This is a genomic window from Citrobacter cronae (assembly GCF_016893685.1).
GTDB classification, from domain to species: Bacteria; Pseudomonadota; Gammaproteobacteria; order Enterobacterales; family Enterobacteriaceae; genus Citrobacter; species Citrobacter werkmanii.
Window position 1 is genome coordinate 3,449,107 of record NZ_CP069763.1, and the last position, 24,679, is coordinate 3,473,785.

Annotated in this window: 22 protein-coding genes; 9 read left to right on the top strand and 13 right to left on the bottom strand. The window is 53.6% G+C overall.

What is annotated here, in order from left to right:
• Nucleotides 1-7 precede the first annotated feature (7 nt).
• The 8 genes from pheT to selO all read left to right on the top strand — a co-directional run bounded on the left by pheT (nt 8) and on the right by selO (nt 8,400).
• The gene (pheT, locus tag JSN25_RS14790) at nt 8-2,395 is read left to right on the top strand and encodes a phenylalanine--tRNA ligase subunit beta (protein WP_087856701.1); all 2,388 of its coding nucleotides are present in this window, start codon (nt 8-10) and stop codon (nt 2,393-2,395) included.
• A 4-nt stretch (nt 2,396-2,399) separates the two neighbouring features.
• Nucleotides 2,400-2,699 (top strand): integration host factor subunit alpha, encoded by a 300-nt coding sequence (gene ihfA, locus JSN25_RS14795; protein WP_003030571.1) that lies wholly within the window; start codon nt 2,400-2,402, stop codon nt 2,697-2,699.
• A 280-nt stretch (nt 2,700-2,979) separates the two neighbouring features.
• Nucleotides 2,980-3,960, top strand: a complete 981-nt coding sequence (gene btuC / locus JSN25_RS14800; RefSeq protein WP_042308812.1) for a vitamin B12 ABC transporter permease BtuC — start codon at nt 2,980-2,982, stop codon at nt 3,958-3,960.
• Nucleotides 3,961-4,021: 61 nt separating this feature from the next.
• Nucleotides 4,022-4,573, top strand: a complete 552-nt coding sequence (locus JSN25_RS14805; protein WP_038640185.1) for a glutathione peroxidase — start codon at nt 4,022-4,024, stop codon at nt 4,571-4,573.
• Nucleotides 4,573-5,322 (top strand): vitamin B12 ABC transporter ATP-binding protein BtuD, encoded by a 750-nt coding sequence (gene btuD / locus JSN25_RS14810; RefSeq protein WP_204525064.1) that lies wholly within the window; start codon nt 4,573-4,575, stop codon nt 5,320-5,322. Before JSN25_RS14805 ends, btuD begins: the two co-directional genes overlap by 1 nt.
• Nucleotides 5,323-5,399: 77 nt before the next feature.
• Nucleotides 5,400-5,864: an NlpC/P60 family protein gene (locus JSN25_RS14815; RefSeq protein WP_038640189.1), complete on the top strand. Its 465-nt coding sequence runs from the start codon at nt 5,400-5,402 to the stop codon at nt 5,862-5,864.
• Between the two features lie 318 nt (nt 5,865-6,182).
• Nucleotides 6,183-6,896 carry an EAL domain-containing protein gene (locus JSN25_RS14820; protein WP_038640192.1) on the top strand — a complete coding sequence of 238 codons (714 nt, stop codon included), beginning with the start codon at nt 6,183-6,185 and terminating at the stop codon, nt 6,894-6,896.
• Nucleotides 6,897-6,957: 61 nt separating this feature from the next.
• On the top strand, nt 6,958-8,400 hold the full coding sequence (gene selO, locus JSN25_RS14825; protein ID WP_038640194.1) for a protein adenylyltransferase SelO: 1,443 nt from the start codon (nt 6,958-6,960) through the stop codon (nt 8,398-8,400).
• On the opposite strand, the gene JSN25_RS14830 is transcribed toward selO, so the two are convergent.
• The 8 genes from JSN25_RS14830 to ppsR form a co-directional block, all read right to left on the bottom strand.
• On the bottom strand, nt 8,397-9,176 hold the full coding sequence (locus JSN25_RS14830; protein WP_204525065.1) for a heme ABC transporter ATP-binding protein: 780 nt from the start codon (nt 9,174-9,176) through the stop codon (nt 8,397-8,399). The two genes, selO and JSN25_RS14830, sit on opposite strands and share 4 nt — an antisense overlap.
• Entirely contained in the window at nt 9,169-10,161 is a 993-nt protein-coding gene (locus JSN25_RS14835; RefSeq protein ID WP_085049456.1) for a FecCD family ABC transporter permease, read from the bottom strand. The genes JSN25_RS14830 and JSN25_RS14835 overlap by 8 nt, the downstream gene beginning before the upstream one ends.
• Nucleotides 10,161-10,982, bottom strand: a complete 822-nt coding sequence (locus tag JSN25_RS14840) for a heme/hemin ABC transporter substrate-binding protein (RefSeq protein WP_204525066.1) — start codon at nt 10,980-10,982, stop codon at nt 10,161-10,163. Before JSN25_RS14840 ends, JSN25_RS14835 begins: the two co-directional genes overlap by 1 nt.
• Nucleotides 10,979-12,010 (bottom strand): hemin-degrading factor, encoded by a 1,032-nt coding sequence (locus tag JSN25_RS14845; protein WP_160956358.1) that lies wholly within the window; start codon nt 12,008-12,010, stop codon nt 10,979-10,981. Before JSN25_RS14845 ends, JSN25_RS14840 begins: the two co-directional genes overlap by 4 nt.
• A gap of 47 nt (nt 12,011-12,057) precedes the next feature.
• Nucleotides 12,058-14,043, bottom strand: a complete 1,986-nt coding sequence (locus JSN25_RS14850; RefSeq protein ID WP_204525068.1) for a TonB-dependent hemoglobin/transferrin/lactoferrin family receptor — start codon at nt 14,041-14,043, stop codon at nt 12,058-12,060.
• Between the two features lie 74 nt (nt 14,044-14,117).
• Entirely contained in the window at nt 14,118-14,306 is a 189-nt protein-coding gene (hemP, locus tag JSN25_RS14855; protein ID WP_038640207.1) for a hemin uptake protein HemP, read from the bottom strand.
• Nucleotides 14,307-14,476: 170 nt separating this feature from the next.
• Nucleotides 14,477-15,523, bottom strand: coding sequence for a 3-deoxy-7-phosphoheptulonate synthase AroH (gene aroH / locus JSN25_RS14860; protein ID WP_038640209.1), 1,047 nt, complete (start codon nt 15,521-15,523; stop codon nt 14,477-14,479).
• Between the two features lie 126 nt (nt 15,524-15,649).
• Nucleotides 15,650-16,483 (bottom strand): posphoenolpyruvate synthetase regulatory kinase/phosphorylase PpsR, encoded by an 834-nt coding sequence (gene ppsR, locus JSN25_RS14865; RefSeq protein WP_038640212.1) that lies wholly within the window; start codon nt 16,481-16,483, stop codon nt 15,650-15,652.
• Nucleotides 16,484-16,811: 328 nt separating this feature from the next.
• On the opposite strand from ppsR, the gene ppsA reads away from it, so the two are divergent.
• Nucleotides 16,812-19,190: a phosphoenolpyruvate synthase gene (ppsA, locus tag JSN25_RS14870; RefSeq protein WP_042308787.1), complete on the top strand. Its 2,379-nt coding sequence runs from the start codon at nt 16,812-16,814 to the stop codon at nt 19,188-19,190.
• 67 nt (nt 19,191-19,257) lie between these two features.
• Here ppsA and fadK read toward each other — a convergent pair whose 3' ends face one another.
• The 5 genes from fadK to JSN25_RS14895 all read right to left on the bottom strand — a co-directional run bounded on the left by fadK (nt 19,258) and on the right by JSN25_RS14895 (nt 24,333).
• The gene (gene fadK, locus JSN25_RS14875) at nt 19,258-20,895 is read right to left on the bottom strand and encodes a medium-chain fatty-acid--CoA ligase (protein ID WP_069324257.1); all 1,638 of its coding nucleotides are present in this window, start codon (nt 20,893-20,895) and stop codon (nt 19,258-19,260) included.
• Nucleotides 20,896-20,976: 81 nt separating this feature from the next.
• Nucleotides 20,977-21,270: a ferredoxin family protein gene (locus JSN25_RS14880; protein ID WP_038640220.1), complete on the bottom strand. Its 294-nt coding sequence runs from the start codon at nt 21,268-21,270 to the stop codon at nt 20,977-20,979.
• Nucleotides 21,267-22,556 carry an FAD-dependent oxidoreductase gene (locus JSN25_RS14885; RefSeq protein WP_204525070.1) on the bottom strand — a complete coding sequence of 430 codons (1,290 nt, stop codon included), beginning with the start codon at nt 22,554-22,556 and terminating at the stop codon, nt 21,267-21,269. Before JSN25_RS14885 ends, JSN25_RS14880 begins: the two co-directional genes overlap by 4 nt.
• A gap of 55 nt (nt 22,557-22,611) precedes the next feature.
• Nucleotides 22,612-23,547, bottom strand: coding sequence for an electron transfer flavoprotein subunit alpha (locus JSN25_RS14890; protein WP_085049449.1), 936 nt, complete (start codon nt 23,545-23,547; stop codon nt 22,612-22,614).
• Between the two features lie 21 nt (nt 23,548-23,568).
• On the bottom strand, nt 23,569-24,333 hold the full coding sequence (locus tag JSN25_RS14895; protein WP_085049448.1) for an electron transfer flavoprotein: 765 nt from the start codon (nt 24,331-24,333) through the stop codon (nt 23,569-23,571).
• Nucleotides 24,334-24,679: the final 346 nt, after the last annotated feature.

Sequence of the window (24,679 nt, forward strand, 5' to 3'; positions counted from 1 at the left end):
TAAAACAATGAAATTCAGTGAACTGTGGTTACGCGAATGGGTAAACCCGGCGATTGATAGCGATGCGCTGTCAAACCAAATCACGATGGCGGGTCTGGAAGTTGACGGTGTGGAACCTGTTTCGGGCGCGTTCAACGGCGTTGTGGTGGGTGAAGTGGTTGAGTGCGCTCAGCACCCGAACGCTGACAAACTGCGCGTCACCAAAGTGAATGTAGGCGGTGACCGCCTGTTGGATATCGTCTGTGGCGCGCCGAACTGCCGTCAGGGCCTGAAAGTGGCGGTGGCAACCGTGGGCGCCGTACTGCCAGGCGACTTTAAAATTAAAGCAGCGAAACTGCGCGGTGAACCGTCTGAAGGCATGCTGTGCTCGTTCTCCGAGCTGGGTATTTCCGACGACCATAGCGGCATTATCGAACTGCCCGCCGATGCGCCAATTGGCACCGATATCCGCGAATACCTGAAGCTTGACGACAACACTATCGAAATCAGCGTTACGCCGAACCGCGCCGACTGCCTGGGTATCATCGGCGTGGCACGTGATGTTGCCGTACTGAACCAGGCTCCGCTGGTTGAACCGGAAATGGCGCCAGTAGCCGCAACCATTAGCGATGTCCTGCCGATTCAGGTCGACGCGGTGGAAGCCTGCCCACGCTATCTGGGGCGCGTGGTGAAAGGCATCAACGTTAAAGCGCCAACCCCGCTGTGGATGAAAGAAAAACTGCGTCGCTGCGGCATCCGCTCTATCGATGCCGTGGTTGACGTAACGAACTATGTGCTGCTCGAACTGGGTCAGCCGATGCACGCGTTCGACAAAGACCGCATTGAAGGCGGGATTGTTGTCCGGATGGCAAAAGAGGGGGAAACCCTGGTTCTGCTGGACGGCAGCGAAGCTAAACTGCATGCGGATACGCTGGTGATTGCCGACCATAACAAAGCGCTGGCCATGGGCGGCATCTTTGGTGGCGAACATTCCGGCGTGAATGATGAAACGCAAAACGTCCTGCTGGAATGCGCGTTCTTCAGTCCGCTGTCTATTACCGGTCGCGCACGTCGTCATGGCCTGCACACCGATGCTTCTCACCGCTATGAGCGTGGTGTCGATCCTGCGCTGCAGTACAAAGCGATGGAGCGTGCTACCCGTTTGCTGATTGATATCTGCGGCGGTGAAGCCGGTCCAATTATTGATGTAACCAACGAAGCGACGCTGCCAAAACGCGCGACCATTACGCTGCGCCGCAGCAAACTGGATCGTCTGATCGGACACCATATTGCTGATGACCAGGTGAGTGATATTCTGCGTCGTCTGGGTTGTGACGTCACGGAAGGTCAGGATGAGTGGAAAGCGGTAGCGCCGAGCTGGCGTTTCGATATGGAAATCGAAGAAGACCTGGTCGAAGAAGTTGCCCGCGTTTACGGTTATGACAATATCCCGAATACGCCAATTCAGGCAGGTCTGATCATGGGTACGCATCGTGAAGCGGATTTATCGCTGAAACGTGTAAAAACCATGCTGAATGACAAAGGCTACCAGGAAGTTATCACCTACAGCTTTGTCGACCCGAAAATTCAGGCATTGCTGCATCCGGGTGAAGAATCGCTGCTGCTGCCAAGCCCAATTTCTGTTGATATGTCGGCAATGCGCTTGTCGCTGTGGACCGGTTTGCTGTCAACGGTGGTGTATAACCAGAACCGTCAGCAGAACCGTGTGCGTATTTTTGAAACGGGTTTACGTTTCGTACCGGATACGCAGGCCAACCTCGGGATCCGTCAGGATCTGATGCTGGCAGGCGTGATCTGCGGTAATCGTCATGATGAACACTGGAATCTGGCAAAAGAGACCGTTGATTTCTATGATTTGAAAGGCGATCTGGAAGCGGTTCTCGACTTGACCGGCAAACTGGCGGACATTCAGTTCAAAGCTGAAGCGAATCCAGCACTGCATCCGGGTCAGTCTGCGGCGATTTATCTGAAAGGTGAACGTATTGGTTTCATTGGGGTTGTTCATCCTGAGCTGGAACGTAAACTGGATCTGAACGGTCGCACTCTGGTGTTTGAACTGGAGTGGAACAAGCTCGCAGACCGCGTGGTGCCTCAGGCGCGTGAAGTTTCTCGCTTCCCAGCGAACCGTCGCGACATCGCAGTCGTTGTGGCAGAAAACGTTCCCGCTGCGGATATTTTATCCGAGTGTAAGAAAGTTGGCGTAAATCAGGTAGTTGGCGTAAACTTATTTGACGTGTACCGCGGTAAGGGTGTTGCGGAGGGTTATAAGAGCCTCGCTATCAGCCTGATCCTTCAGGATACCAGCCGTACACTTGAAGAAGAGGAGATTGCCGCTACCGTCGCCAAATGTGTAGAGGCATTAAAAGAGCGATTCCAGGCATCATTGAGGGATTGAACCTATGGCGCTTACAAAAGCTGAAATGTCAGAATATCTGTTTGATAAGCTTGGGCTTAGCAAGCGGGATGCCAAAGAACTGGTCGAGCTGTTTTTCGAAGAGATTCGTCGTGCTCTGGAAAATGGTGAGCAGGTAAAACTCTCTGGTTTTGGTAACTTCGATCTGCGTGATAAGAATCAACGTCCGGGACGTAACCCGAAAACGGGCGAAGATATTCCCATTACAGCACGGCGCGTGGTGACCTTCAGACCCGGACAGAAGTTAAAAAGTCGGGTTGAAAACGCAACGCCCAAAGAAGAGTGATTTAACGATTCGTTAAACCACTTGCGTTGCCATCAAAGCGGCAGCGTAAAGCATGACGTATATATACCCTAAATAATTCGAGTTGCGGGAAGGCGGTAACGCAGAGAGTCCCCGGGAGCTTACATAAGTAAGTGACTGGGGCGAGCGAGTAAAGCCAACGCACATGCAACTTGAAGTATGACGTATATAACTAAAAAGGCCGCTCTGCGGCCTTTTTCCTTTTCACTACCGAAACAGCACCGTAGAATCACCCCCATCTCTTTTCAGCAGAATGGAAAACATGCTGACTTTCGCCCATCAACAGCAGCGACGAAACGTGCGCTGGATACTGTCACTGTCAGTGCTGATGTTACTGGCAACGATTTTAAGCCTGTGCGCAGGAGAACAGTGGATCGCTCCCGGCGACTGGTTCAGCGCCCGCGGCGATCTGTTCGTCTGGCAAATCCGCTTTCCTCGTACCCTCGCCGTTTTGCTGGTAGGCGCTGCGTTGGCTTTATCCGGTGCGGTAATGCAGGCCCTCTTTGAAAATCCACTCGCGGAACCGGGTCTACTGGGCGTGTCTAACGGCGCAGGTGTAGGACTCATTGCTGCTGTGCTGCTCGGGCAGGGGCAGCTTCCCGGCTGGGCGTTGGGCTTATGTGCCATCGCCGGGGCGCTGATTATTACTCTCATTCTGTTACGCTTTGCCCGTCGTCATTTGTCTACCAGTCGCTTGCTGCTGGCGGGAGTGGCGCTGGGCATTATCTGTAGCGCATTGATGACGTGGGCCATCTATTTTTCCACCTCTTTTGACTTACGACAGTTGATGTACTGGATGATGGGGGGCTTTGGCGGCGTCGACTGGCATCAGGCCTGGCTGATGGTGGCGTTGATCCCCGTACTGATATGGATCTGCTGTCAGTCTCAGCCGATGAATATGCTGGCGCTGGGGGAAACTTCTGCGCGCCAACTGGGGTTACCATTATGGTTCTGGCGCAATCTGCTGGTGGTCGCCACAGGATGGATGGTCGGCGTAAGCGTGGCTCTGGCGGGTGCGATTGGTTTTATTGGATTGGTTATCCCCCACATTTTGCGGTTGTGTGGTTTAACCGATCACCGTGTTCTCCTGCCTGGCTGCGCGTTGGCTGGCGCAATCGCATTATTGTTTGCTGATGTTGTCGCGCGTTTGGTGTTGGCTTCGGCTGAACTGCCCATCGGCGTGGTGACGGCTACCATGGGAGCACCGGTATTTATCTGGCTATTGTTGAAAGCCGCGCGCTAGAAAGCGTTGGTTCGGTCTATGATTAAAAAACTGAAAATCAACCTGTTGTTCTGGAGATGCTATGCAAGACACTATCCTCAATACCGAAGTGACGACCATTGACGGCGAGGCGACTACGCTGCAACCGTATTCTGGCAATGTACTGTTAATCGTCAACGTTGCTTCAAAATGTGGACTGACGCCGCAATACGAACAACTGGAGAACCTGCAGAAAGCCTGGCATCAACAGGGCTTCAATGTGCTTGGTTTTCCCTGCAATCAGTTTCTGGGCCAGGAACCGGGCAGCGAAGACGAAATCAAAACGTACTGCAGTATGACCTGGGGTGTTACTTTCCCGATGTTCAGCAAGATTGACGTCAACGGCGAGGGGCGTCATCCGCTGTATCAGAAGCTGATTGATGCCGCGCCAACGGCTGTGGCGCCAGCAGACAGTGGATTCTATGAACGTATGGCCAGTAAAGGCCGGGCGCCGCTCTACCCGGACGATATCCTGTGGAACTTTGAGAAGTTTTTAGTGGGACGGGATGGGCAAGTACTGCAACGATTCTCTCCGGATATGACGCCTGAGGATCCGATGCTGGTGCAAAGCATCAAGAAGGCGCTGGCAAACTAATGTCTCGATTGATGCAGCTACAGGATGTAGCGGAATCGACCCGGCTCGGCCCGCTTTCTGGTGAAATAAAAGCAGGGGAAATCCTGCATTTGGTGGGTCCTAACGGTGCGGGGAAAAGTACGCTGTTGGCGCGTATGGCGGGTTTGACGACCGGGGAGGGCAGCATCACCTTCGGCGACATGCCGCTTGAAGAGTGGCCGGCAGCAAAGCTGGCGCAATATCGTGCTTATCTTGCGCAACAGCAAAACCCGCCTTTTGCCATGCCGGTCTGGCATTTTCTGACGCTGCATCAACCCGACAAAGCGCGTGCCGATCTGTTACAGGAGCTCGCCGATGCGCTTGGTCTGGGGGATAAGCTGGGGCGTGGCGTCAATCAACTCTCCGGCGGTGAGTGGCAGCGTGTGCGCCTGGCGGCCGTTATTTTGCAAATTTGCCCGCAAGCTAATCCATTCGGTCAGCTTTTACTGTTGGATGAGCCGATGAACAGCCTGGACGTCGCGCAACAAAACGCCCTGGACAGGTTGTTGGGCCAGCTGTGTTTGCAGGGAATAGCGATTGTGATGAGCAGCCATGACCTCAATCATACCTTGCGCCATGCGCATAAGGCCTGGTTGCTCAAACGTGGGAAGCTGCTTGCCAGTGGCTCACGTGATACGGTCCTGACACCAGCTAATCTGTCTGCGGCTTACGGCGTGAACTTCCGTCGTTTGGATATCGAAGGCCACAGAATGCTCATATCAACCACTTAAGTTAAATGGGTTCTTGAAAATCCTGTAATTTCCACGCTAAATTGGCATAAAAATAAAATCCAGAGGATTCGTCCTGAATGCGCTTTTGGCTCCTTTTCATCACAGCATTGTTTTTGGCGGGCTGCAGCAGCCATCGTGCTCCTGCGCCAAATGCCCATTTGTCGGATTCTATCGCCGTTATCGCCGGTCTTAATGACCAGCTACAAACCTGGCATGGTACACCTTATCGTTATGGTGGTATGAGCCGTAGCGGGGTGGATTGCTCAGGGTTTGTTTTGATGACGATGCGGGATAAATTCGATCTACAGCTCCCGCGCGACACGCGCATGCAATCAAAGATTGGTACCGAAATCGATAAAGATGATTTGCTGCCAGGCGATCTGGTTTTCTTTAAAACCGGATCCGGAGAAAGTGGTCTGCATGTCGGCATTTACGACACCAATAATCAATTTATTCATGCCTCAACCAGCCGCGGAGTGATGCGCTCGTCACTGGATAATGTCTACTGGCGTAAAAACTTCTGGCAGGCTCGACGTATTTAATCCTCACAACTGACGAGGCTGCTAACGACTGTGCAGCCTCGACATTTTCATTTGAATGCTAACTGTTATTACTGCTTCCAGCCGATCAATAACCCTGTGTGTTAAGAGTGTATCTTGCTAAAAATATGATTTATGCCGGGATATTAAAAAGTGCAAAGCTGGATATTCGCTTATAATCACGATAAGCTAAAAAAAAGGATTCGATTTACTGGCTATAAAGGGACAAATGAAAGAGCCTCTACTTGCATCAGCAGTAACGTATTTCTCCATCCTTTGCTACAGGATGCCGGATAACACCTATGCAGAGGGGCTGGTACGATGATTGTTTCACTGGATAATCTTTATCAATCGGAGTTGTCTTTTCTTCCTGCGAGAAGTGAAAAAGGCGATCTTGAATTCGTGGATATCATCACCAGTTTTGCCAGCCTACAGGGGGATGTGCGTATACCAACCGAGCTGGTCTTACCTCGGATGTCGGACGATGAACAATGTCGTTTATTTGCAGAGAAACTAGAATTAATCGAAACGTGCCAACATTTTTTTATTCAGCGAAAAGTCTCAGTCTGGATTAATTTAACCCCGGCAATTGCTCATACTTTATTATCAGACGCTGAATATGCTTCACAAATTGAACGATTTTCATTTCTGGAACTGGCTATTAATGAAAGCTATCCAGAGTTAAACAAGGGTAAAGACAATCCAACGCTGGCTGCACTTGCGGCAAGATTTCCATTAATTCTGCAAAATTATGGCGCTGGCGGCATATCAACGCGGGCAATTTTTGATGGCCTGTTCAAACGTGTGGTGTTGGATAAAAACTTTGTTCAACAAAGGATTGCACATATTTCATTTGAACCATTTATGCGCGCTATCCAGGCGCAAATATCACCCTGCTGTGAGTCAATCATCATTAGCGGTATTGATACGCAAGAAATGTTGGCACGAGTACTTCCCCTCGGTTTCAGCGCCATGCAGGGAGGACTCTGGCCTGCGGTACCGCCCGCGCAGATAATTTCGTTATCGAGGATATAACCCTTTTATTTGCTGGTGTTTAACAGGCTATTAACAGTCTACACTAGAGACAGGAGGCCCTATGACCCTGTCTTTTACCACCCGCTGGCGTGATGAATTACCAGCAACCTATACAGCGCTCTCGCCTACGCCCCTGAAAAACGCGCATCTTATCTGGCATAACGATGCTCTGGCTGAGCAATTGGCTATTCCTGCGGCGCTGTTTACTATTCCAGAGGGTTCAGGCGTTTGGGGAGGTGAATCCTTGCTTCCCGGGATGTCGCCTTTAGCGCAAGTTTATAGCGGACATCAGTTCGGCGTTTGGGCCGGGCAGCTTGGTGACGGACGTGGGATCCTGCTGGGCGAACAACAGCTTGCTGATGGCTCGACGCTTGACTGGCACCTGAAGGGTGCCGGACTGACGCCTTATTCCCGCATGGGGGATGGGCGCGCCGTGCTGCGTTCAACCATTCGCGAAAGCCTGGCCAGCGAGGCGATGCACTATCTGGGAATACCCACCACGCGGGCATTGTCGATTGTCACCAGCGACACGCCGGTATATCGCGAAACGGTAGAGCATGGGGCGATGCTCATTCGCGTGGCGCAAAGCCATATGCGCTTTGGCCATTTTGAACACTTTTACTATCGTCGCGAGCCGGAGAAAGTCCGTCAACTTGCAGACTTCGCGATTCGTCATTACTGGCCGCATTGGCAGGAAGAAGCCGATAAATATCAGCTGTGGTTTAGCGATATTGTCACGCGTACCGCAAGCTTAATCGCCGACTGGCAGGCGGTAGGGTTTGCGCATGGCGTTATGAATACGGACAACATGTCTATTCTGGGGCTGACGATGGATTACGGTCCGTATGGTTTTCTTGATGACTACGTGCCGGATTTTATCTGTAACCACTCCGATCATCAGGGACGATACAGTTTCGATAATCAACCTGCAGCCGCGCTGTGGAACCTGCAACGTCTGGCACAAACCCTGTCGCCATTTATCCCGGTCGAGGCGCTCAATGATGCGCTGGACAATTACCAACTGGCACTGTTAACGCGTTACGGTCAACGGATGCGGCAAAAGCTCGGCTTCTTTAGCGAGCAGAAAAACGATAACGAGCTGCTGAGTGAACTATTTAGCCTGATGGCGCGAGAAAGAAGCGACTATACGCGAACGTTTCGCATGCTCAGTCTGACGGAACAACACAGTGCGCTATCTCCGCTACGCGATGAGTTTGTGGATCGTGCGGCGTTTGACGACTGGTTCACACGGTATCGCTCGCGCCTGGAACAGGACAGCGTTGCTGACGATGTCAGACAAACGCAGATGAAGGCGGCAAACCCGGCGATGGTTTTACGCAACTGGCTGGCGCAACGGGCGATTAGTCAGGCGGAGCAGGGAGATTACGCCGAGCTACATCGGCTGCACCAGGCGTTGCGTACTCCGTTTGTCGATCGCGATGATGACTATGTCAGTCGGCCGCCTGACTGGGGCAAACGGCTGGAAGTGAGCTGTTCAAGCTAAGGCGCCAGAAACACCTGGGGGGACACGTTGGCCGGATGATGGCCAACGTGAACCTCAGCACCGTACCAGCGCATCAGATCATCGGCCCGTAACACGGTCTCCGGCGTCCCTTGCGACGCCAGCCTGCCATTATGCAGTAACACTATTCTGTCAGCCCATAAAGCTGCCAGATTCAAATCGTGAAGCACAATACACACATGCAGCTCTCCTGAAGCGACAAGCGTTTTCAGTAACCGCAGCAGATGTTGCTGGTGGTAAAGATCCAGCGCCGAGGTGGGTTCATCAAGAAATAACCAGCCGCGAGGCGCTCCGTCGCACCAGAGTTGCGCCAGGGCGCGGGCTAACTGCACGCGCTGTTGCTCGCCGCCGGAAAGCGTGGCGTATTGCCGACCTGCCAACGGCGCGCATCCGGTCATCTCCATCACCTGCGCGATAAGGCGAGGTTCCGAACGCTGGGTCCAGGGCGCACGGCCCATCGCGATAACGGCCTCTACCGGCCAGTCAAATCCCAGTTGCGTTTGCTGACGCATCACCGCCCGATGGCGCGACAGCGTCTGCATATGCCACTCATCCAGCGCTTTGCCCGCCAGCATGCAGCGCCCGGCAACCGGTTTGAGAAAACCGGTCAACAGGCGCAGCAGGGTAGATTTCCCCGCACCATTTGGACCGATGAGCGCCACCAGTTCACCTTTTGCGAGGGCAAGCGATACATCAGCAATCACCGACCTGCCCGCCACGCGATAGTGAAGTCCTTCAGCAACGAAATGTTCAGCCATGCGATCCTCGCTGACGAAAAATAAGCCATAAAAACCACGGGGCGCCGAGCAGACTGGTTAACAGACCGACCGGCATTTCCGCTGGCGCAACTGAAGTGCGGGCCAGCGTGTCGGCAATCAGTAATAAAAACGCGCCCGCCAGCACGGAACCGGGGATAACGGCCCGATGGTCTGCGCCGAGCCACATACGCATTAAATGCGGGATAACCAGCCCGATAAAGCCAATTACGCCGCTTACTGCCACCGCTGCGGCTACCAGCAAGGCGCTGCAAAGCAGTAAAATACGCTGGATTGTACGCACATTCACGCCAAGATAATGCGCCTCTTCCTCGCCCAGTTGCAGCAGGTTCAGGGCCGAAGCCAGACGCCAGACGATCAGCACCGTCGGGATAGCCAGCGAGGTAACTGCCAGTAGTGTGGACCATTGCGCAGCGCCCAGACTTCCCATCCCCCACAGCGACAGCTGGCGCAGTTGCGCATCATTACTGACCCACGACAGAACGCCAACAGCCGCCCCGCAGAGCGCGTTGATCGCAATACCGACCAGCAGTAGCCGCGAGAGTGAACCGTCGCGCTGTTGGCTGAGGATAAAAATCACCACGGTTGCCGCCAGTGCACCGACAAATGCAGCCAACATTGGCGCATACAGCATCAGTAGCGCGGGCAAAGAGACAGGCAGTACCACCCACAGGGCGACGGCGCAGGCCGCACCGCTGCTAATTCCGAGTAATCCCGGGTCGGCAAGTGGGTTGCGAAACAGTCCCTGCATCACACAACCGGATAGCGCCAGAGAACCGCCAATCACCAGCGCCAGCAGAACACGGGGCAGGCGAATAGTGAGCCAGATTTGACGCAGAGTTTCATTGTCATCACGCCAGAGCAGACTTACCGGCAGGCGCAACGCGCCAAAACCGGTAGCCAAAATTGTCATTACGACCAGCATTAGCGCCATGACCCACAAAGAACAAGTGATTCGTCGGGACATCAGGGCAATTGCTCTGCTTTCGCGCGTAGTTGCAAAATGGCCTGCGGCGTGCGGATACTGAAGCCAAGCAGTGCCATATCATCAACCTGCAATACCTGTTTATTCCGTCCCGCAGGTGTTTGCGCCAGCCCCGGCAGCGCCCACAGGCTCGCCTCGCCACCCATTGCCTTAACACCTTCCCGTGAAATCACCACCAGGTCCGGCTGGCTGGCAATCACACCTTCTTGTGAAAGAGGTTGATAACGGTTAACCCCCTGCATCGCGTTGCGCAAACCGGCGGCGCGAATAGCGGCATCGGCTCCGGTTTGCTGGCCTGCGGCCATGGCGGTCATCCCACCATGATTAAGAATAAACAGGACGCGTTTGTTAAGTTCAGATGACGGGAGCGCCGCCAGCTCCTGACGTAAGGTTGCACGCAACGTTTCGCCGTCGGCCTCCCGGTGAGTCGCCTCGGCAATGACGCGAATTTTTCCATCAATCGCGTTAAGGTCGTTGTTTGCCGGGATCGTAACAACCCTGACGTTGCTCTGCTCGACCTGTTTTAGCGCCAGAGAAGGCTGCGCCTGCGCACTGGCAAGGACCAGCGTCGGACGGGTGGCAAGGATCCCTTCGGCGTTAAGCTGGCGTAAATAGCCGACGTCAGCCAGGGCGTTTGCGGCTTCAGGCCACTGGCTGGTACTGTCTCGCGCCACAAGCGTTGACTGGGCCCCCAGCGCGTACACAATTTCGGTGACGTCGCCCCCCAGAGTAACGACTCTGTCCTCGGGGACCGCCAGCGCAGTAACGGGCAGCAACGCAATCAGGAGCAGCAGTTTGTTCATGCGGCCAGCCCTTTCGGCGTCAGTGCGTCAATTTGCGCGCGCCATTGCGTTTGCTCCGGTTCGCCTTCCGTACGTTGACCATACAGTTGGGCAATCTGTGTGCCATCGGCCGCAAACAGTTCCAGACTGGTAACGTGTCCATCGGCGGTTGGTTTGCGCGTTACCCACGTTTCAGCCACGCTTTCTTCCAGCAGATGTAATGTAAATGCTGGATTGAATATATTCAGCCAGCCTTTCATCGGTACCAGTTTTTCTATCACGCCGGTAAAAATTTGTACGCAGCCGCGATTACCCACAAACACCATAATTTCATTGCCATCCTGACGCGCGGTATTGAGTAACTGCGCCAGTGCGCCATTGGTTACTTTACAGGCCAGGTCATCGCCTACCAGATTAAACGCCTGTTGGCGAGTGAGATCGTGGCGTTTCAGCAGACCGAAGAACTGGTGGACATCGGTCATGGCTCGCCACTCTTGATCCACGGCCTGTGCATCAACGGTGACGGTAGCAGGAGCAGGGTTTTTAGCGGATTGCAGCGCCAGTGACGGGTTTTCAGTGAAGATGAAACGGCTCAGTAACGCTGCCCATTCTTCAACGAGGGTATTTTGTGTGGCATAGACCTTCAGCAATGCATCACCCTGATGGTCGAAAAACTGAATGCTCTGACGCTCGCCGTGAGCGGTTGTTTCTCTGATATGAAAGGCGCTTGCCCACTGATTCAGGAACAGACGCAGATCGAGGGCGCGTGGATTGAGTACCAGCCCGGCATGCCCGCTCAGGTGCTGGTTGGTAAAGGTGCCGACCTGCTCATGCACCGCATATTCGTTGCGGCAAATACATTTGGTTTCGCCTACGGCTTCCAGCGCGCCGAGGATTTCGCGGACTTCGCCACGTAAACGCCAGGCGTCATGACCGACGCGCGCGAAGGTCAGTTCTGCCTCGCTGATGTGCATCATAGCCGCGATGTCACGTGCGTATTTGCCAGGGTTTTCTTTTTTCAGTTCCAGCCAGCGTGTGTGGTGATTCATTGTCTCTTCCTTCCAGATTGCTGCCCCGGCGAACCGGGGAAAAGTGATTACCACTGATAACTCACGAAAATTTTGCCATTGCGGCCATCCTGCGGAATGCCCTGCGGCGACCAGTACTCTTTGTCGAAGGCGTTGCCCAGGACCAGTGTGGTGGTCATGCCTTTTAGCGCCTGTTGCCCCTGATAGCTCACGTAGAAGTCGTTTACCGCATAGCCGGGTTGTTTGGCGTAGCTGCTGCTGATGTGCGTTGAGCGGTCAGCAAATGTACCTATCCAGCCAACGGAGAAACCGCTGTGCGCAACCGGCACGTTCAGTTTGCTGGTGACGGTGTCCGGGTTAATGCTGGAAATGTACTCGCCCGTGTCAGTATCTTTACCCCGCGTGCGGTTATAGGCCATATCGAGGCTGAACAGATCGGCGGTGTATTTCGCCATCACGTCCCAGCCCCAGATTTTGGCGTTGGGTACGTTATAGGACATGGTCGTCGCAGCGGCAAAATCGACGCTGGTGGAGATGTAATCTTTGGCTTTGGTGTCGAAATAGCTGGCTTTAAATTCGAGCGCATCACTCGCCATCAACAGATCGTCAAAGCGCAGGCCAAATCCGTATTCCTGTGTTTCGTTGGTTTCCGGACGCAGGTTCGGGTTTGGCACCCAGTAGTTGGTGTAAAAACGGCCAATCGAGAAGTGCTTCGCGTCGTTATACATCTCGCCCATGGTTGGAGCACGGAAGGCCTGAGCGTATGAACCGAAAAGCATCAGCCAGTCGGCAGGCGCAACGGTGAGTCCAGCGCGGGACGACCATTTGTCGGCATCGACATCTTCATAACCGTCGCTGCTACCGCGATAAGAATCATAACGGGTACCCCCCAGCAGCGTAACCGGCAGGTCGCGCAGGGTGATTTCATCCTGTAGCCAGCCGGAGCTAAAATCGATTTTTGCCTCCGGGAAACCGGTGGTTACGCCACCCGGTTGTTGTTCCTGACGATAGTATTCACCGCCGTAGGTCAGTAAGTGAGAAGCAAATGAATCGGTAAACAGGCGGCTACGGTTGTCGACTTTCCCGCCTTTGGTGGTCTGCTTGCGAAATTCGCCGGTGCTGTCCGTGTTTTGTGCATTAATGCGCGCTTCGAACCAGTAGATGCGGGCATCCGCGTTTAGCCAGTCATTATCCGCCGGGGCGAGGGAGTAGGTCAGTTGCGCATCGCGCTGGATGGTTGAGCGATCGGTCATCGGGTTGCTGGTGGTATCCGCCGCGCTGGTTTGTGGGTTTTTAGGTTCCCGGGCATCATTGTTGTAATAACGCAGCGAGCCGGCCAGCGTCTGGGCGCTGTCAATTTTCCAACTGCCTTTCGCCAGCATATTGTTAGTTGCTTCATCGTTCGGGGCGGTAGTGCTGTCGCTCTGGCGCAAATTACCGCGATCGCGACTGGACCAGGCCAGCAGCCCGTCGAGGGTATCGGTGCGGCCAAATGCGCTGGCGCCCATACCGAGGCTGTGATCGCCGGTAGCCGCGGTACCGAACACGCGATAACCGCTATTCTGACCCGCCTCCAGTAAGTCTTTAGCATCCGCAGTGTCATAGGCGATTACGCCGCCCAGCGCGCCGCTGCCATACAACAGTGCGGAAGGGCCGCGCACCACTTCAATCCGCTTGATTAGCGCCGGATCGAGGAAGGTACTGTTCAGGTGCCCGGTATCGGTTCCCTGGCGAACGCCATCCACCAGCACCAGAACGCCGCGACGGTCATAGCCGCGCAGATTGACGTCCTGACCATTTGTCCGCCCCGTACCGTCAAGGGTCAGGCCCGGAACCTTTCGTAACAGGTCGGCTGCCGAGCTGGCTGTCTGGTTTTCAGGTGCAGTAGCGTCGATAACGCTGACCATCATCGGCGCTTCAAAGGCGCTACGGGGATTACCGGTGGCGGTGACGGTCATATCCTCTACTGCCGCCCAGGCAACGACGGGAAGATTACTGACAATCGCCAACGCCAGGAGCGACGGGCGCAAGGATGCGGTGTGCAGGTGGGGCATAGCAACTCTCCATTAGAAAATCGAAAAGCGCTGGCTGCCTGGGTATCACCTGGGTGGCTGGCGAAAAGTGTCGTTTATTTAGTCAGAATGAGTTTTCCAGCATGGGTCTGGCGCAGCAGGTAGTGCTGGCCATCGTGCTCTATAATCACGCGTCCTTCTTTGCCCAGCAAACTTTTACTGTCAATGCGACGCTCGGTTGCGGCGACGGCAGGCGGTGTTTTTTCTTTTGCAGGCGTAGCTGTTGTGTTATCCATACGTGACATAGAGTTTAAAAATAGCAATCAATGTAACAATGATAATCATTATCATCAAACTGCAAATGTGCGGCAAGCGTTTTTGTGAAATAATTGTGACGGGAACTGTTTTTGCACAACAATGAAGGGAAAAACAAAGAATTACCACCGGGCAACGTGGTGTTACCCGGTATACAGCGTTAAAAACGGCTATCAACCGCCGAGGCGAGTTTGTCCACCAGTAGTTCAGTATCTTCCCAGTTCAGGCACGGGTCGGTAATCGACTGACCGTAAACCAGCGGCTGACCGCTGACGATTTTTTGCGTGCCTTCACGCAGGAAACTTTCCGCCATGATCCCGGCAATCGCCGTCGAACCGTTGCGAATTTGCTGGCATACGTCATCACACACTTCCAACTGACGGCGATGCTGCTTCTGGCAATTACCATGGCTGAAATCGACGACCAGATGCTCAGGCAGGGAAAATTCGTGCAAGGTATCGCAGGCGGCGGCAATATCTTCAGCAAAATAATTCGGCTTTTTACCGCCGCGCATAATGATATGCCCGTATGGATTACCGCTGGTCTGATAAATGGTCATCTGGCCGGTTTTATCCGGGGAGAGGAACATATGGCTGGCGCGGGAGGCGCGAATCGCATCGACGGCGATACGGGTATTACCATCCGTCCCGTTCTTAAACCCAACCGGGCAGGAAAGAGCAGACGCCATTTCGCGGTGGATCTGGCTTTCGGTGGTGCGCGCGCCAATGGCGCCCCAACTGATTAAATCAGCAATAAACTGGCCGGTCACCATATCGAGAAATTCAGTGGCCGTGGGGACGCCCAGTTCGTTGACCTGCAGCAGCAGTTTACGCGCCAGCTCAATGCCGTGGTTCACACGGTAGCTGCCGTTCAGGTCCGGGTCGGAAATTAAGCCTTTCCAGCCCACGACGGTGCGTGGCTTTTCAAAATAGGTACGCATCACGATTTCCAGACGCGTCTGGTGCTTTTCGCGCAGCGCCTGCAGGCGCGTCGCGTATTCCACGGCGGCATCGAGATCGTGAATTGAGCAAGGGCCTACGATCACCAGCAAACGGGGATCTTCGCCATTCAATATTTTTTCTATCCGGCGTCGGGAGTCCGTAACATGACGGGCGACGGCGGACGAAACAGGATGCCGCTGTGCAAGCTCTGCTGGAGTGACCAGGTTGTCAATACGCGCAGTACGGAGTTCATCGGTTCTGTTCATTACTTGTCTCAGAAATTTGTTGCTTCAACGGCAGGACTACCGGGAAGTGATGTGCATCACAATATCACACTCATCCGGCCTGGTGGCGAGCATAATAACAAAAAATTGAACCAATGCACTAGCATTCTAGTACATGCGGCGATTCAGCCCCATAATGTCGAGGATCTTGGTAGCAATCTCTTCTACCGAATAGTTGGTACTGTTTAACCATGGGATCTGATTTTTCCGGTACAGCGCTTCCACTTCGGCAACTTCCATCCGACACTGGCGTAGCGAGGCGTAACGGCTGTTCTCTCGTCGCTCTTCGCGGATCGCCGCCAGGCGTTCGGGGTCGATGGTCAGACCGAACAGTTTATGCTGCAGCGGCTTCAGGGATGTGGGCAGCACCAGATTATCCATATCATCGGCAATAAAGGGGTAGTTGGCCGCGCGGATACCAAACTGCATGGCCAGATACAAACTGGTCGGGGTTTTGCCGCAACGGGAAACACCGAGCAGGATCACCTGCGCCTGATCGAGGTTGCGCAACGAAATACCATCGTCATGGGCAAGGGTGTAATCAATAGCGGCAATACGCGCATCGTACTTGTTGAGGTTGCCGGGATTCAGGCCGTGGGTACGATGGGCAATCGGCGTTGGGTCGAGCTTCATCTCTTGCTGCAATGGAGCGACCAGCGCCTGTACGATATCCTGACAAAACCCCTCGCTTTGCAGAATGATTGAGCGGATTTCCGGCAAGACGATAGAGTAAAACACCAGAGGACGCACGCCGGTTTGTTGGTAAATGGCGTCAATCTGGTCTTTAACCGCGCGCGCGCGACTCTCGTTTTCAACAAACGGCAGCGTAATGCTGTTGATAGTGACCGGAAATTGCGACATTACCGCGTGGCCCAATACCTCGGCGGTGATGGCCGTACCATCAGAAATATAAAAAACGTGACGATCAACAGCATTATCCATTTTGCGCATCCTGGGGCAGACATAATTCTCTGAAAGCATAAATTAAAATTCGCCAGAAGCGAATATTGCGCCATCACTTTTATAAAGTGAAACGCTATTTTTATATTTAATGAAAAGTGCATTTCATTTTTCGGAACAAATGTTTATACCGGTAGTTTTTGTGGTGATCCCGTGTCGCTCGCGGGTTTGCGCAAATGCGGAAACAATCTTAAAAAATAAAAAATAAAGTTGCTTGAACGATTCACCGTTTTTTTCGCCGCGGTAAATATGCAAAGATAAATACGCAAAATTGAGTTTCCTAACCTCGTTCATATATAAGGATTGTTCGATGTCCAACAATGGCTCGTCACCGCTGGTGCTTTGGTATAACCAACTCGGCATGAATGATGTAGACAGAGTTGGGGGCAAAAATGCCTCCCTGGGTGAAATGATTACTAACCTTTCCGGTATGGGAGTTTCCGTACCGAATGGTTTTGCAACAACCGCCGATGCGTTTAACCAGTTTCTGGACCAAAGCGGTGTAAACCAGCGCATTTATGAGCTGCTGGATAAAACGGATATTGATGATGTTACCGAGCTTGCGAAAGCCGGGGCACAAATCCGCCAGTGGATTATCGACACTCCTTTCCAGCCGGAGCTGGAAAATGCCGTCCGCGATGCCTACGCGCAGCTGTCAGCAGACGATGCCCATGCTTCTTTTGCCGTGCGTTCTTCCGCCACCGCAGAAGATATGCCAGATGCGTCATTTGCTGGTCAGCAGGAAACCTTCCTTAACGTCCAGGGCTTCGATGCTGTCCTGGTCGCTATCAAACACGTATTTGCTTCGCTGTTTAACGACCGCGCGATTTCTTATCGTGTTCACCAGGGCTATGACCACCGCGGCGTGGCGCTTTCTGCTGGTGTCCAGCGAATGGTGCGCTCTGACCTTGCGTCCTCAGGCGTTATGTTCTCCATCGACACCGAATCCGGTTTCGACCAGGTGGTGTTTATCACTTCCGCATGGGGTCTGGGCGAGATGGTGGTGCAGGGTGCCGTTAACCCGGATGAGTTCTACGTGCACAAACCGACTCTGGCGGCTAACCGTCCGGCGATCGTTCGCCGCACCATGGGATCGAAAAAAATCCGTATGGTCTACGCGCCAACCCAGGAACACGGTAAGCAGGTGACCATTGAGGATGTGCCGCAGGAACAACGCGATATTTTCTCTCTGACCAATGATGAAGTGCAGGAACTGGCGAAGCAGGCGGTACAGATCGAGAAGCACTACGGTCGTCCGATGGACATCGAATGGGCGAAAGACGGTCATACCGGCAAGCTGTTCATTGTTCAGGCTCGCCCGGAAACCGTGCGTTCTCGCGGGCAGGTGATGGAGCGGTATACGCTGCACGCCCAGGGTAAAATTATTGCTGAAGGTCGCGCCATCGGTCACCGCATTGGCGCCGGCCCGGTCAAAGTTATTCACGACATCAGCGAAATGAACCGTATTGAACCCGGCGACGTACTGGTGACTGATATGACCGACCCGGACTGGGAACCGATCATGAAGAAAGCGGCGGCGATTGTGACCAACCGTGGCGGCCGTACCTGTCACGCGGCGATCATTGCCCGTGAACTGGGGATCCCTGCCGTGGTTGGCTGCGGCGATGCCACCGAGCGCATGAAGGATGGTGAGAAGGTCACTGTCTCCTGTGCCGAAGGCGACACCGGTTATGTTTACGCTGAAATGCTTGATTTCAGCGTGAAGAGCTCCAGCGTGGAGACCATGCCGGATCTGCCGTTGAAGGTGATGATGAATGTCGGCAACCCGGACCGGGCTTTTGACTTTGCCTGCCTGCCAAACGAAGGTGTCGGCCTTGCGCGTCTGGAATTCATTATCAACCGCATGATCGGCGTGCACCCTCGTGCGCTGCTGGAGTTTGATGACCAGACGCCTGAGCTACAAAATGAAATCCGCGGCATGATGAAAGGTTTCGACTCTCCGCGTGAATTCTACGTTGGTCGTCTGACGGAAGGGATCGCGACGCTGGGTGCGGCGTTTTATCCGAAACGCGTCATCGTGCGTATGTCGGACTTTAAGTCCAACGAATATGCTAACCTGGTCGGCGGTGAGCGTTATGAGCCGCACGAAGAGAACCCGATGCTGGGCTTCCGCGGGGCGGGCCGTTACGTTTCAGACAGCTTCCGCGACTGTTTCGCACTGGAATGTGACGCGGTGAAACGTGTCCGTAACGACATGGGTCTGACTAACGTTGAAGTGATGGTACCGTTTGTACGTACCGTTGCCCAGGCGAAAGCGGTGGTTGAAGAGCTGGCGCGCCAGGGGCTGAAACGCGGCGAGAATGGCCTGAAGATCATCATGATGTGCGAGATCCCGTCTAACGCCCTGTTGGCAGAACAGTTCCTTGAGTACTTCGATGGCTTCTCCATCGGCTCAAACGACATGACGCAGCTGGCGCTGGGCCTGGACCGTGACTCGGGTGTGGTTTCTGAACTGTTTGATGAGCGTAACGACGCGGTGAAAGCGCTGCTGTCGATGGCGATTCGCGCTGCTAAGAAACAGGGCAAATACGTGGGTATTTGCGGTCAGGGACCTTCTGACCACGAAGACTTCGCGGCCTGGCTGATGGAAGAGGGGATCGACAGTCTGTCGCTGAACCCGGACACCGTCGTACAGACCTGGCTGAGCCTGGCTGAACTGAACAAGTAACATTATGCCTTATCCGGCCTATTCAACGTAGGCCGGATAAGATGCGTTAGCATCGCCATCCGGCACTTTATCCTGCAATACTCTCCATGCTCAAACGTTTAATAATATCCTGACGCAACTGGTATTTTTGTACCTTACCGGACGCTGTGCGAGGTAACTTCTCGACAACCACGATATGCTCCGGGTATTTATACTTTGCCACCCGTTTGCGGCTAAAAAAGGCGACGACAGATTCCAGCGACAGCGAATGATGCGGGGCTTTTAGTACCACATAAGCGCACGACCGTTCACCTAACCGTTCGTCCGGCATCGCGACAACGCAGGCATCATGAATGCGTGGATGTTGCAATAAAATATCCTCTACCTCGCGGCTGCTGATATTTTCCCCTCCCCGCACAATAATATCTTTTTTACGCCCGGTTATTTTGATGTATCCCGCGTCGTCCATCCGGCATAAGTCGCCACTGTAATACCACCCCTCTTTATCCAGCGCGCGGGCGGTCAGTTCGGGTTCATCGAGGTAGCCCATAAAAACATTGGGGCCACGCGAGGCTTCTTCACCTTCTACTCCTGCGGGCAGGGCATTGCGCGCTTCATCGACGACTTTAATTTCGACGCCTGCGGCAGCATAGCCGTCGGTGGTCATCATGCGGGAAGGTGAATCATCGAGATTGACCAGCGCATGCGGCGAGCTCTCCGTTGAACCATAAATGCTTAACAATTTAATGCCGAGCCGTTGGCAGTCACGGGCAATCTTTTGCGGAATGGTGGTGCCTCCGCATAAAAAAAAGCGTAGCGATGAGAGATCGCAGGCGCGTTTTTCCATGCGACACAACATGTCATAGACAAACGGCGTTGCGCCGAGTACGCAGGTGCAGTGCTGTTGCTCCAGCAGATCGAGACAGGCGTCTGGGGTAAAAATATCCAACAACACGCTGCGGGCGCCGATTAAAAACGGTGCGGTAACGCCATGCAGAAAACCGGTAGCATGTCCAAGCGGCGCGGGCATTAAAAACACATCTTGCCAGGTGAGATTGAGACGGGCGCAGTAGGCGCGTTCGCTGGCAAGGATATTGTTGTGGGTTAACATTACGCCTTTCGGCATTCCCTCGGTTCCGGAGGTAAACAGTACCGCTGCCAGTTCATCCGCGTGAACGTTAATCGTTTGATTTAACGGCGGTGCTAAAAGCAGTTGGCTGAGTGCCTGCGAGGTGGTTGCCGGCGCCAGTTTATCCACGGCGACAATCTGTTGCAGATGCGGTAACTGGTTTTGTAAGGGGAGGATCAAATCAACCGGCCGGGTTTGTTTAAACAGGGTAGGTGCGAAAAAAATCTTCGCTTTACATTTATTTAATACCCATACTAACTCCGCTTCGCGCCAGGCGGGTAGTAACGGGACGGAAACGGCTCCGGTTTTCAGGCAGGCCAGATAAATAATGGTAAATTCGCACCAGCCCGGCAACTGGAAAGCGACGCGATCGCCGGGTTGAATACCGCAGGCTAAAAACCAGCTCGCCAGACTGCTGGCGGCACCGTCGAGTGCGGCGTAGGTATATGAAGCGCCATGATTATCAACCACGGCGATTTTATCCGGCATGGCTCTGGCTGTTTGGTTCCAGTAATCGCCAAGCGAAGCATCTCCCCATAAACCTTGTTGTCGCCAGGCATCGCGACGTTCGGCGTTAAACGTTAGTGTGATACTCATTCGTTATTCCCTGGATAATATCGGCATACGTCTGACCGGATTGGCCGTGGAAGCCGATCCGGGGTACAACGGCTCAATCCGTTAGCCGTAGCGAAAATCAATGCCAAATGTTCCTGCCGGATACTCCCATTGTTCGAGGATCGTATCGCCGCACAGCACCCGACAGGTGCCACACTCCAGGCAGCCAGCAGAATCAAAATGAATATTCCCACTCTCGTCCTGCTTATACAGTCCGGCGGGACAGGCCTTCAGCAGTTTGCGAAATTCATTCAGATCGGGATGTTCGGCCAGAATAATGTGCGGGTGACCTTCATCGACATTGAATTTATTGACGCCCAGCTTGACGTCGACGTTAACGGTATTGTCCTGACTCATAGCGCAGTTGCCCCCTTGATGCCGTCTTTCAGTAAGTTCATCAACCCAATTTTCTTCGCATGGGACATCATCATCTTACGAATCGGTTGGTTCGGGCGTCCGTCAACGGTGAACATATCGTTCATGATATCTGCGACCATGCGAGGGTATTGGGTGAACAGGCGCGGGTTTTCCATCAGCGCCGGGATCTTGCGAAAATGCTGTAAATCACGCATCACACAGCCCTGTTCGAGGGCGCGTTTGTAGTCCATCAGGCTGCTGGCGGAGAAGTCCTGGCGTTCTTTGGCTGCAATGGCGGTTTGGGCAGCGGCTTCTGCGGAGGCTATTGCTAAATCCATACCACGCACCGTGTAACCCAGATTCAGACAGAAACCCGCGGCATCGCCGACGATCATTACGCCGTCATCAACCAGTTTGGGTACCATTGCCAGCCCGCCTTCCGGCACCATATGTGCGGAATACTCCAGCAGTTCTCCTCCCGCAATCAGTGGACGAATAGTCGGGTGTTGCTTAAAGTCTTCCAGCATTTGTGGAATACTTTTCGTTGCGTGAGCAATATCCCCCAGCCCGCATACCAGCCCCAGAGAGACCGAGTCCTGGTTGGTATACAGAAAGCCTCCCCCCATCAGTCCATCCGACGGTGAACCGGCAAACAGCCAGGCTGCGCCTTCATCGCCTGAGAGGTTGAATCGATCCGCAATCACAGCCGGAGGTAAGCCGATCAACTCCTTTACGCCAACGGCATAGTGGTGAGCAGAAGAGGGAGGGACCATCCCCAGCGACCGCCCTAATATTGAGTTGACGCCATCGGCCAGGATGACAATATTGGCTTCCAGGATATCGTCACCAGCTTGCACGCCGGTGACCTTATTACCTTCGCGGATCAGCGCATCAACGCGGACGCCGGGGATGAACTGCGCGCCGGCCTGTTCTGCTTTTTCCATCAGCCAGGGATCAAGTCGGTTGCGCAACACGGTGTAAGAATCCTGCGCTGGCGCGTTGTCTTTATCCCGATGAAAGTCGAGCGTTATGGCGCTCTCTTCGGTCAGGAAGGATATTTTTTCGCGGGTCACTTTACGTTCGAGTGGTGCTTCCTGCGCGAATCCCGGCATGATGCGTTCCAGACTATGCGCATAGAGTCGCCCACCGGTCATATTTTTACTGCCCGCACTGTTTCCGCGTTCGATGACCAGCACGTCCAGTCCGGCCTGCGCCATAACGTAGCCTGCAACTGTACCCGCCACGCCAGCACCGACCACAATGGCATCGAATTTTTCATCTGACATGCTTTATGCTCCTTTCCCGCCGCGAAGCAGCGGGAGATGTGCGTTAAATGGGGGGTTAGCGGCTGAGATGTTCGATAAGGGCCGGAACAACTTTGTAGATATCGCCTACCAGGCCGTAATCGGCGTAATTGAAAATAGGGGCTTTTTTGTCTTTATTGATAGCGACAATGACTTTCGCGCCGTTACCGCCGACCATGTGTTGAATTTGTCCTGAGATGCCTAACGTGAGGTAAAGGTCTGATTTCAGTAACACACCAGAAACGCCAATGTAGCGTTCGCGCTCCATCCAGTTTTCGCCTTCGGCAATCGGGCGTGAACAGCCCACTTCTGCACCCAGTACCGATGCCAACTGGTGCACCATCTCCAGATCGTGTTGCGCAACCAGGCCGCGCCCCACGCCAACCACACGTTTGGCTTTACTGAGGTCCACGCTGCTCACGGATTTGGCGCGACGTTCCTGGCACATAATTTCATGAAGCGGTGCGATGTAAGCTGCCGAGACAACAGGACAGGTGTGCGATGCGTTTTCCGCTACAGGTTCAAGCACCCCTGGGGCTAGCGTGATAATTGCCAGCGCGCTTTTGATTTTTTCTTTGCCGAATGCCAGACCACCATACATGCGGTGCTCTGCGAACACGGTGTCATCCTCAAGCGTCACCGATATTGCGTCGTTCACCATCGCGGCATTGAGTTGGATGCTTAACCGTGCCCCAAGTGATTTCGCGCGCTTTGTAGCGGGCATCAACAGCATTCCGGCGTGTTCTTGCATCTGCGCTGCAATGGTTTCGGCGTAATTTTCAACACGCTGTAAACCGGAGGGGGCTTCGAGCACGATTATCTCATCGGCACCCAGAGGTTTAACCTGATTAGCTTGTTCGCTGCCTTGTACAATAAGATGGACGTGTTCACCCCACTGACGCGCGCCGGCCATTAATTCTGCGTAGCGTTCTACGTTATCGCTGAACACCCATACGTTAGCTAATTTACTCATGATAATTTCTCTCCGTTGAGCTTAGTTCAGGGCTTTTTTCAGGTGTTCCGCCAGTTCGGCAATGGCTTCAGCCGAGTCATTTTCCAGAATGATGTGCTTACGTTCTGTTTGTGGCGGTACCGTAAGGCTTACCAGTTCCGCTAACGGTGACGCCGGCGTCCAGCCAATATCGCTGGCTTGCCATGTTGTGACGGGCTTTTTACCCGCGCCGAGAATGGCTTTCATTGAGGGAATACGCGGCGTGTTGATATCCGAGGTTACGCAGAGTACAGCGGGGAGCGGCAGGTCAATCACTTCGACTTCATCTTCCAGCGTACGCTCAACCACAATGCGGTCGCCATTACGTTGGATGTTGCTGACGGCGCTAATCACCGGGAGTTGCAACAGTTCGCCAACCAGTAAGCCAACCTGTTGGGCGTAGATATCCCCCGATCCTTCTCCGAACAGCATCAGGTCGAAATTCATATTTTTGGCCGCGCAGACCAGCGCCTGAGCGGTGTCGCGGGGCAATGAATGCTCCAGCTGTGGATCCTGCACCATGAACAAACTGTCCGGTCCACGAGACAGCACGTCTTTACGCACTTTGGAATTTTGCAGTAGCGAGCCGCCCACGGTTAAAGCGACGATTTCATCACCCTCCGTACTCAGTTGCGCCGCGGCCTCAATCGCATTCAGATCAAACTGGCTGATTTTGGCGTCGGCCCGGTCAAAGTTAAGCGAACGCTGTGGGGTAACAACAATGTCCTGTTCTTCAGGCACCAACTTAAAGCAGGTTATTATTTTCATGGCATCTCCAGTCATCCACAGTAGGGAAAATTAACTGAAAATAGTGTGCGGCAGAGAGGGGACTGTTTTCGACGGGGCAATCTGTTTTCATTCCCAACAATCTTGCAAAAAAAAGTGCGGCGGGAATGCTTGTTTCATAAACGAGAGCCCGGGGTTGTGTACTGAAGAAAAAAAATAGCAAACACACCAGGGAAGGATAATTGCGAAATGCATCCTGTTTTTTATCGTTTCTACGCTTAATTTGTTTCTGATATGTAAATTGTTAATGTTGAATTAATAACATTTACTCTTATCAGTTTTTATAAAACGGAAATAATCGTAGAGAACAGCGAGATAGCGCCGGAGG

Coding starts and splice junctions, on each gene's coding strand:
- JSN25_RS14890 (WP_085049449.1), bottom strand. CDS start 23,547: ATGAGTAAATTAGCTAACGTATGGGTGTTCAGCGATAACGTAGAACGC.
- JSN25_RS14850 (WP_204525068.1), bottom strand. CDS start 14,043: ATGCCCCACCTGCACACCGCATCCTTGCGCCCGTCGCTCCTGGCGTTG.
- JSN25_RS14815 (WP_038640189.1), top strand. CDS start 5,400: ATGCGCTTTTGGCTCCTTTTCATCACAGCATTGTTTTTGGCGGGCTGC.
- ihfA (WP_003030571.1), top strand. CDS start 2,400: ATGGCGCTTACAAAAGCTGAAATGTCAGAATATCTGTTTGATAAGCTT.
- JSN25_RS14885 (WP_204525070.1), bottom strand. CDS start 22,556: ATGTCAGATGAAAAATTCGATGCCATTGTGGTCGGTGCTGGCGTGGCG.
- JSN25_RS14805 (WP_038640185.1), top strand. CDS start 4,022: ATGCAAGACACTATCCTCAATACCGAAGTGACGACCATTGACGGCGAG.
- JSN25_RS14840 (WP_204525066.1), bottom strand. CDS start 10,982: ATGAACAAACTGCTGCTCCTGATTGCGTTGCTGCCCGTTACTGCGCTG.
- ppsR (WP_038640212.1), bottom strand. CDS start 16,483: ATGGATAATGCTGTTGATCGTCACGTTTTTTATATTTCTGATGGTACG.
- ppsA (WP_042308787.1), top strand. CDS start 16,812: ATGTCCAACAATGGCTCGTCACCGCTGGTGCTTTGGTATAACCAACTC.
- hemP (WP_038640207.1), bottom strand. CDS start 14,306: ATGTCACGTATGGATAACACAACAGCTACGCCTGCAAAAGAAAAAACA.
- JSN25_RS14895 (WP_085049448.1), bottom strand. CDS start 24,333: ATGAAAATAATAACCTGCTTTAAGTTGGTGCCTGAAGAACAGGACATT.
- JSN25_RS14820 (WP_038640192.1), top strand. CDS start 6,183: ATGATTGTTTCACTGGATAATCTTTATCAATCGGAGTTGTCTTTTCTT.
- JSN25_RS14830 (WP_204525065.1), bottom strand. CDS start 9,176: ATGGCTGAACATTTCGTTGCTGAAGGACTTCACTATCGCGTGGCGGGC.
- pheT (WP_087856701.1), top strand. CDS start 8: ATGAAATTCAGTGAACTGTGGTTACGCGAATGGGTAAACCCGGCGATT.
- fadK (WP_069324257.1), bottom strand. CDS start 20,895: ATGAGTATCACACTAACGTTTAACGCCGAACGTCGCGATGCCTGGCGA.
- selO (WP_038640194.1), top strand. CDS start 6,958: ATGACCCTGTCTTTTACCACCCGCTGGCGTGATGAATTACCAGCAACC.
- JSN25_RS14835 (WP_085049456.1), bottom strand. CDS start 10,161: ATGTCCCGACGAATCACTTGTTCTTTGTGGGTCATGGCGCTAATGCTG.
- btuD (WP_204525064.1), top strand. CDS start 4,573: ATGTCTCGATTGATGCAGCTACAGGATGTAGCGGAATCGACCCGGCTC.
- JSN25_RS14845 (WP_160956358.1), bottom strand. CDS start 12,010: ATGAATCACCACACACGCTGGCTGGAACTGAAAAAAGAAAACCCTGGC.
- btuC (WP_042308812.1), top strand. CDS start 2,980: ATGCTGACTTTCGCCCATCAACAGCAGCGACGAAACGTGCGCTGGATA.
- aroH (WP_038640209.1), bottom strand. CDS start 15,523: ATGAACAGAACCGATGAACTCCGTACTGCGCGTATTGACAACCTGGTC.
- JSN25_RS14880 (WP_038640220.1), bottom strand. CDS start 21,270: ATGAGTCAGGACAATACCGTTAACGTCGACGTCAAGCTGGGCGTCAAT.